5 protein-coding genes and 1 pseudogene are annotated in these 5153 nt (G+C 68.3%); 3 read left to right on the top strand and 3 right to left on the bottom strand.

Features of this window, described 5'->3' with window-relative positions:
- A partial coding sequence (locus tag ONA70_RS34545) for a hypothetical protein (protein ID WP_265010686.1) occupies positions 1-184 on the bottom strand: 184 nt, incomplete at its 3' end.
- A 588-nt stretch (positions 185-772) separates the two neighbouring features.
- Here ONA70_RS34545 and ONA70_RS34550 point away from each other — a divergent pair.
- Complete coding sequence (locus ONA70_RS34550) at positions 773-1636, top strand: hypothetical protein (RefSeq protein WP_265010687.1); 864 nt, start codon at positions 773-775, stop codon at positions 1634-1636.
- A gap of 144 nt (positions 1637-1780) precedes the next feature.
- On the top strand, positions 1781-2227 hold the full coding sequence (locus ONA70_RS34555; RefSeq protein ID WP_265010688.1) for an ATP-binding protein: 447 nt from the start codon (positions 1781-1783) through the stop codon (positions 2225-2227).
- Positions 2228-2460: 233 nt separating this feature from the next.
- Here ONA70_RS34555 and ONA70_RS34560 read toward each other — a convergent pair whose 3' ends face one another.
- Positions 2461-3111: a M23 family metallopeptidase gene (locus ONA70_RS34560; protein WP_265010689.1), complete on the bottom strand. Its 651-nt coding sequence runs from the start codon at positions 3109-3111 to the stop codon at positions 2461-2463.
- A gap of 73 nt (positions 3112-3184) precedes the next feature.
- A complete protein-coding gene (locus ONA70_RS34565; RefSeq protein ID WP_265010690.1) occupies positions 3185-4363 on the bottom strand; it encodes a peptidase M23 in 1179 nt (392 codons plus the stop codon).
- A gap of 624 nt (positions 4364-4987) precedes the next feature.
- On the opposite strand from ONA70_RS34565, the pseudogene ONA70_RS34570 reads away from it, so the two are divergent.
- A pseudogene (locus tag ONA70_RS34570) lies at positions 4988-5116 on the top strand (helix-turn-helix domain-containing protein); the annotation flags it as partial.
- Positions 5117-5153 lie beyond the last annotated feature (37 nt).

The raw sequence follows: 5153 nt of genomic DNA on the forward strand, positions 1-5153 counted from the left end.
ACCGCTCGTACGCGTACTCGTGTTGGCGGTACGACCCGTCGTACTGCTCGTCCTCTTCCTCGTACTGCTGGTGTGCCCCGTGCCTTGCGTGCCGCCCTTCGTGCTCCTGGCTCGTCTCCTCGGTTCGGTACGCCGCCTCGTACGGGGTCGAAACGTCCTCGCGCCACTGCGGTCCGGCAGCCACCTGCCGCTCGGAGTACGTGTCCGAGTCGGTTGCTGCCGGTCCCGACAGTTGAGAGATCCAGCTGTCTATGTCACTGGCCGGGTCATGAAGTTGGGCAGCCCCGTCGGCGGGGCGAGCGGTCGATCTCTCGGCCACGGTCGCCTGCCTCCTCTGAATGCACAGGTGCGGACAGCTAGCTGACCTTACTCACCATCGGCCAAAAGTCCACCCGACTCATCGGGCGAACAGATGACAGACGACTCCCGCGGGCTGCCCAACCAGCCCGACAAGATCCAGAACACGCACTGCTGAGCGACGTGTAGGACCGGGCCCAGACGGTCGTAGAGGGCGCGTGCCGCTGGTGATGCGGTGAGTGCGGAGAATGCCAATGCCGTTCTGTGTCGTCCTGCGGCGGCGAGCCTGTTGTTCTTGATTCGGCGGCGCATGGCCCGGACGGTACGACCTGACACTCTGGTGACCGGCACGGAACCGCCAACCAAGTCCCGATCCGGTATCGAGCGGCCTCTTCTTCTGGCCCCTATGGGACTCTCACTAGAGGGGATGGAGGCGAGTGGGATGGCTCGACGGGGTTGGGTGCTTTGGATCGCGGTGGTGGCCCTGCTCGGCGGCTGTGGCACGGGTCGGAGCGGGCCGGGTGGCGAGGGCCTGGACAGGCAGCGCCAGCAGGCGCATGACGCTTTGGCCCGGTATGACAAGGCAGTCCTCGACGCAGGCGGCGCGCAGCGCTTCGTTCCGGTTGGAGACCTGACCGGCCAGCTCGGCGACTGGGAACCGGCGAATCGGGACAACAAACAAGCGTTGCTGGCCGGCCGTTTCTTCGCCACCAGCGCGTTGCCCGCCGCGCCGCAGCCGACAGGACAGGTGATCTGGGAAAACGGCGCGAGCGAGGCAGTTCCGTTGCTCTCGGCCGAGGAAGCCCTCAGGCAGATGGTGGTGGCGGGTGCCGGTGGCTGCGCCGAGTGCGAAATGCTGGAGGTCACCGGCGCTCGCCTGAGCACGGCGCGGACCCAGACCACGCGCGGCCCGGCGACGGCACCCGTCTGGGAGTACACGCTGAAAGGAACGACGGTACGAGCGACTCGGGTCGCTGTCGCCAGTTCGGCCACGATCAAGATCACGCCACCGTCCTGGGATCCCTTCGACACCCCGGCCGGCCTGGCGATCGACTCGGCGGCCACGACCGCGGTCAACCCACGGCAGTTGACCGTCGCCTTCACCGGCACCCCGGGCCCGGGAAGCCAGCCGTGCGGCGCTGACTACAGCGCGGAGGCCGTCGAGTCGGCCAACGCGGTCGTTGTCATCGTCATCGAGCACCCCCACAAGCCCGGCGAAACATGCCCGGACATTGGCGCACCACGCACGACCGCCGTCGACTTGGCTCAACCACTCGGTGAGCGGGTGGTCCTCGAGGTGCAGCAGGGCCTGCCGGTCCCAGTGACCATCACGGCGTGATCCCGCTGCTATCTGGTGATCGTTGCGGTCGCAGCGAAGCTGCCCTCGTTACGGCGGATGACCGTAACGATCACCAGATAGCAGCGACGGTACTCAAACTGGTCGGAGCGGGTAATACACCCCAGCTGCGGGTACAACGAGCCCATGGCCTACCCGGACCTCCCGCTAAACCTCCCCGGGTGGCAGCATCAGACTGGAGTGCCGGAGGCGTCCGACCCGGACCAGCCCTTCGACGAAGGCAGTCTGAGCGGCATGCGCGCCACTCTCACCGCGCACCTCGCAGCCCTGGGGGCCGCACCCACCCGGATCGAACAGCTGCTTATCGTGGCCGGTGAACTGGCCACCAACGCCATCCGGCACGGCGGTGGCGTTGGCTGGCTACGGCTGTGGCGCGACCACAACTCCCTGCACCTGCAGGTCACCGATCATGGCCCCGGCATGGCCGACACGACGGCCGGGGCCGCACCACCGGACCGAACAGCCCTCGGCGGACGTGGCATGTGGATCTGTCGGCAACTCGTTCCCGACCTGGGCATCACCACCGGGCCGGACGGCACCACTATCGTCGCTGTCATCGACCTCGGCGACTGACCTGTCCGACGCATATGTGGGCGCAGTTCTCCAGTATTGGCTCCAGCCCTCGCCTGACCGGCGAGAGAGTCGGGCGAGCGGGCGACCATCGGCTTGGTCGCCTTGGGCCACGCTGGTGCGGAGGACGGGCGGCGCCGTTCTCTCGCGGCGGGCGAGGCGGCAAAGTGCATCTCGCCGCGCGGTGACACAGCGTTGGCCCGGGGGATGCCCCGCCGGGCCAACGCGGCTCACGGTCAGTAGCAGACCTTTTGTCCCTTGGTGATGTACTCGTAGTAGCCTTGGCCGCAGCCGAGGTGCCACATGTGGCGGGGCTGGGCGCTTTGGCCGCCGTACAGGCCGCCGGCGGCGGTGAGCTTGGCGTTGTACTGCAGGCCGAAGTGCAGGTGCGGGGCGAACCCGCCGGTGCCGCCGACGAGCCCGATGACCGTGGCGTCGGTGATCTTCTGTCCCTTGCTGACCTTGATCGCGCTGAGGTGGCAGACGTAGCTCCACCAGCCTCCGCCGTGGTCGATGATGATGTACTGGCCGCAGGTTTCCCAGCCGGCGGGTGCCCAGCCGGCGTAGAGGATGGTGCCGGGCCCTCCTGGGGCGAGCACCTCGTCGCCTTGGGCCATGCCGAGGTCGAGGGCGTAGTACTGGTTCATGTGGTTCGTGGTGTTGCAGTTGATGTGGTAGCCCTCGCCGTAGTAGCTGCCGTTCTGCCAGGCGTAGCCGAGGCCGCCGTTGGCCTTGTAGGTCAACGGGGTCTGCAGGAACTTGCTGGTGGGCCAGTCCACGCAGCCGGCTACCGCCGCCTGTGCGGGTGCGGGGACGGCCAGTCCGGCCACCGCCAGCAAGACCGCTACGACCAGGGCTCGCAAGCGGTGAGTTGTCAGCTGTCGCATCGCGCCTCCTTCATAGGCGAGCGAGCCGGGATGCTCGCGTCAATTGGCGAGTTGGTGCGGAGAGGGTGGTGCGTCAGCAGTAGCCGTTGACGGTGCCGGTGACGCCGGTCCAGAGGTACGCGTCGGACACCCAGGTGCCGTCGGTGAGCTTGTTCCACAGCGCCGTGGTGCCCCACCGGCCACTGTGGGTGGTGCCGTTCGCGGAGCAGGTGATGTTCACGGTGGCGCCGTCGGCGACGGACCCGGCGATCGCGTAGCCGGTGCCGGGTCCGGAACGCTTGTTGAGCGTGGTGCCGCCGTTGGTGTCCACCACACCTTGAGTGAAGCCCAGCGTGCCGTAGTTGTAGAGGGCGCCGCCGACGTTCACCTGGGCCGAGCCGTGCAGCGCGTAGCCCTGGTAGGTCGAGCCGCCGGGGATGATGACCCACTTGCCGAAGTTGTGGCCGTGCATCGGCACGTACGCGTTGTTCTGCCGCAGGGCGAAGTGCACGTGCCGGCCGCTGGCCGCGCCGCCGCAGGTCACGTCCGTGCCGGTGTCACCGAGGTAGGCCCCCTCGCCGACGCCCGCGCCGTTGACGCTGATGCTGTTCCACAGGTGGTAGTAGTCGGTGGCGTAGCCGCGATCGTGGATCACGCGGATCCAGCCCCGGCACATGGTGTACGCGGTGCCGCCGCGCGCGGCCAGCACCCGCTGGTCGCCACCGGACAGGTCGATGGAGCTCCATGGTGTGTCGCTGCCGCCCCAACCGTGGGGGCCGCCGGTCAGGTACCAGGACTGGCCGATTCCGTACGGCAGCCGCATACCCGTGCGGTAGTCGCCGTTGGCGTACATCGGCGTCACCGCGGTAAACACCTGCTTCTCACGCTCGGAGACGACCCCCTCGGGCGCCGCCGCAGCCAGGTCGGAGAAGGCCGGCTCGCTGTCGAAGGCGATCCGCCAGCCGCGTTCCTGTGCGCGGGCCACGAAGAGCCACCCAGCGGGGTACGCGTCCTCCTGATGCGGCGCGATCACGACCGCGGTGCCGAAGGCCCACCGCTGGCCGGCGTGCCGGGTGACGCTCACCCGCGTGTCGGACTTCCCGGCGGTACGCAGGGTCGGGTTCGCGCTGACCTGCTGGAGCAGCTTCTCGGTGACGGCCGTGGTGACGTCGGCGGACGGTGCCGCCTGCGCGGCGGCGGGAATGGCGGTGAGCAGGCTCGCGCTGAGCAGTGACGCGGCAGCGACACCGAGCGCGATCCGAAGACGGGGCACAGGTTCCTCCTTCGCCATGGGGGTGCGAGGGAGATTACGCGATCCATCGACATACGCCTATGTCTATCGCGGCTACAGGCTCCGGCTCGGCGATGGGCGCCAGCGCCACCCCTCGGCCGGACGACGGACGTACTGCAACGGCAGTTGTAGAGGACTGGACGATTGTCAGGACCGGGGCTGACGAGCCCGACACGGCCACATCAATCTCGCCATGACCGCCCACGCTTGGCTCGCCGCCGCCCAACACGTTCACTGGGCTAACGGGATCATGCCGGAGGCAATCCGATCAGTCGTCGACACCGACCGACTCGACCTCCTGGTTGACAATCCCGCCTGCAGTGCTCCCTTGCCGCCGCATATCGCGGTCGGCCGGCTCGACACGGCGGGCGCCCTGCTCGCGGCCGCCGCAATGGCCGCCTGGGTCCTGGCCGATCAGCGAGGGCTCGGCAGACCTGGGCCGGCGCTGCCGGTGATTGCCTCTTTCATGCTCTGTAGGGGCGGAGAGTCGGGGAACACCGGGGCATCACCCTTGCGGGCGCCTAGGCGACGCGATGCAGCGTCCCACTGTGGGTATGTGGTGGGGGGTGCCTGGGCCACCGGACCGAGCGCCCACAGGAGGATCTTGTGCGTGAGTCGCCGCCACCACCATCGGACCTGCTTTCCAGCGTGTCTCGGGCGCTACGGGTGCTGTTTACCGTCGGCGGTTCACCACGAGGGTTGACTGCCAAGCAGATTGCCCGTCGATGCGGCCTTGGGGCTTGACCCCTGGTTCTGGACACGGGTTTATGCG

The sequence above is a fragment of the Micromonospora yasonensis genome (assembly GCF_026013475.1).
In the GTDB taxonomy this organism is placed as follows: domain Bacteria; phylum Actinomycetota; class Actinomycetes; order Mycobacteriales; family Micromonosporaceae; genus Micromonospora; species Micromonospora yasonensis.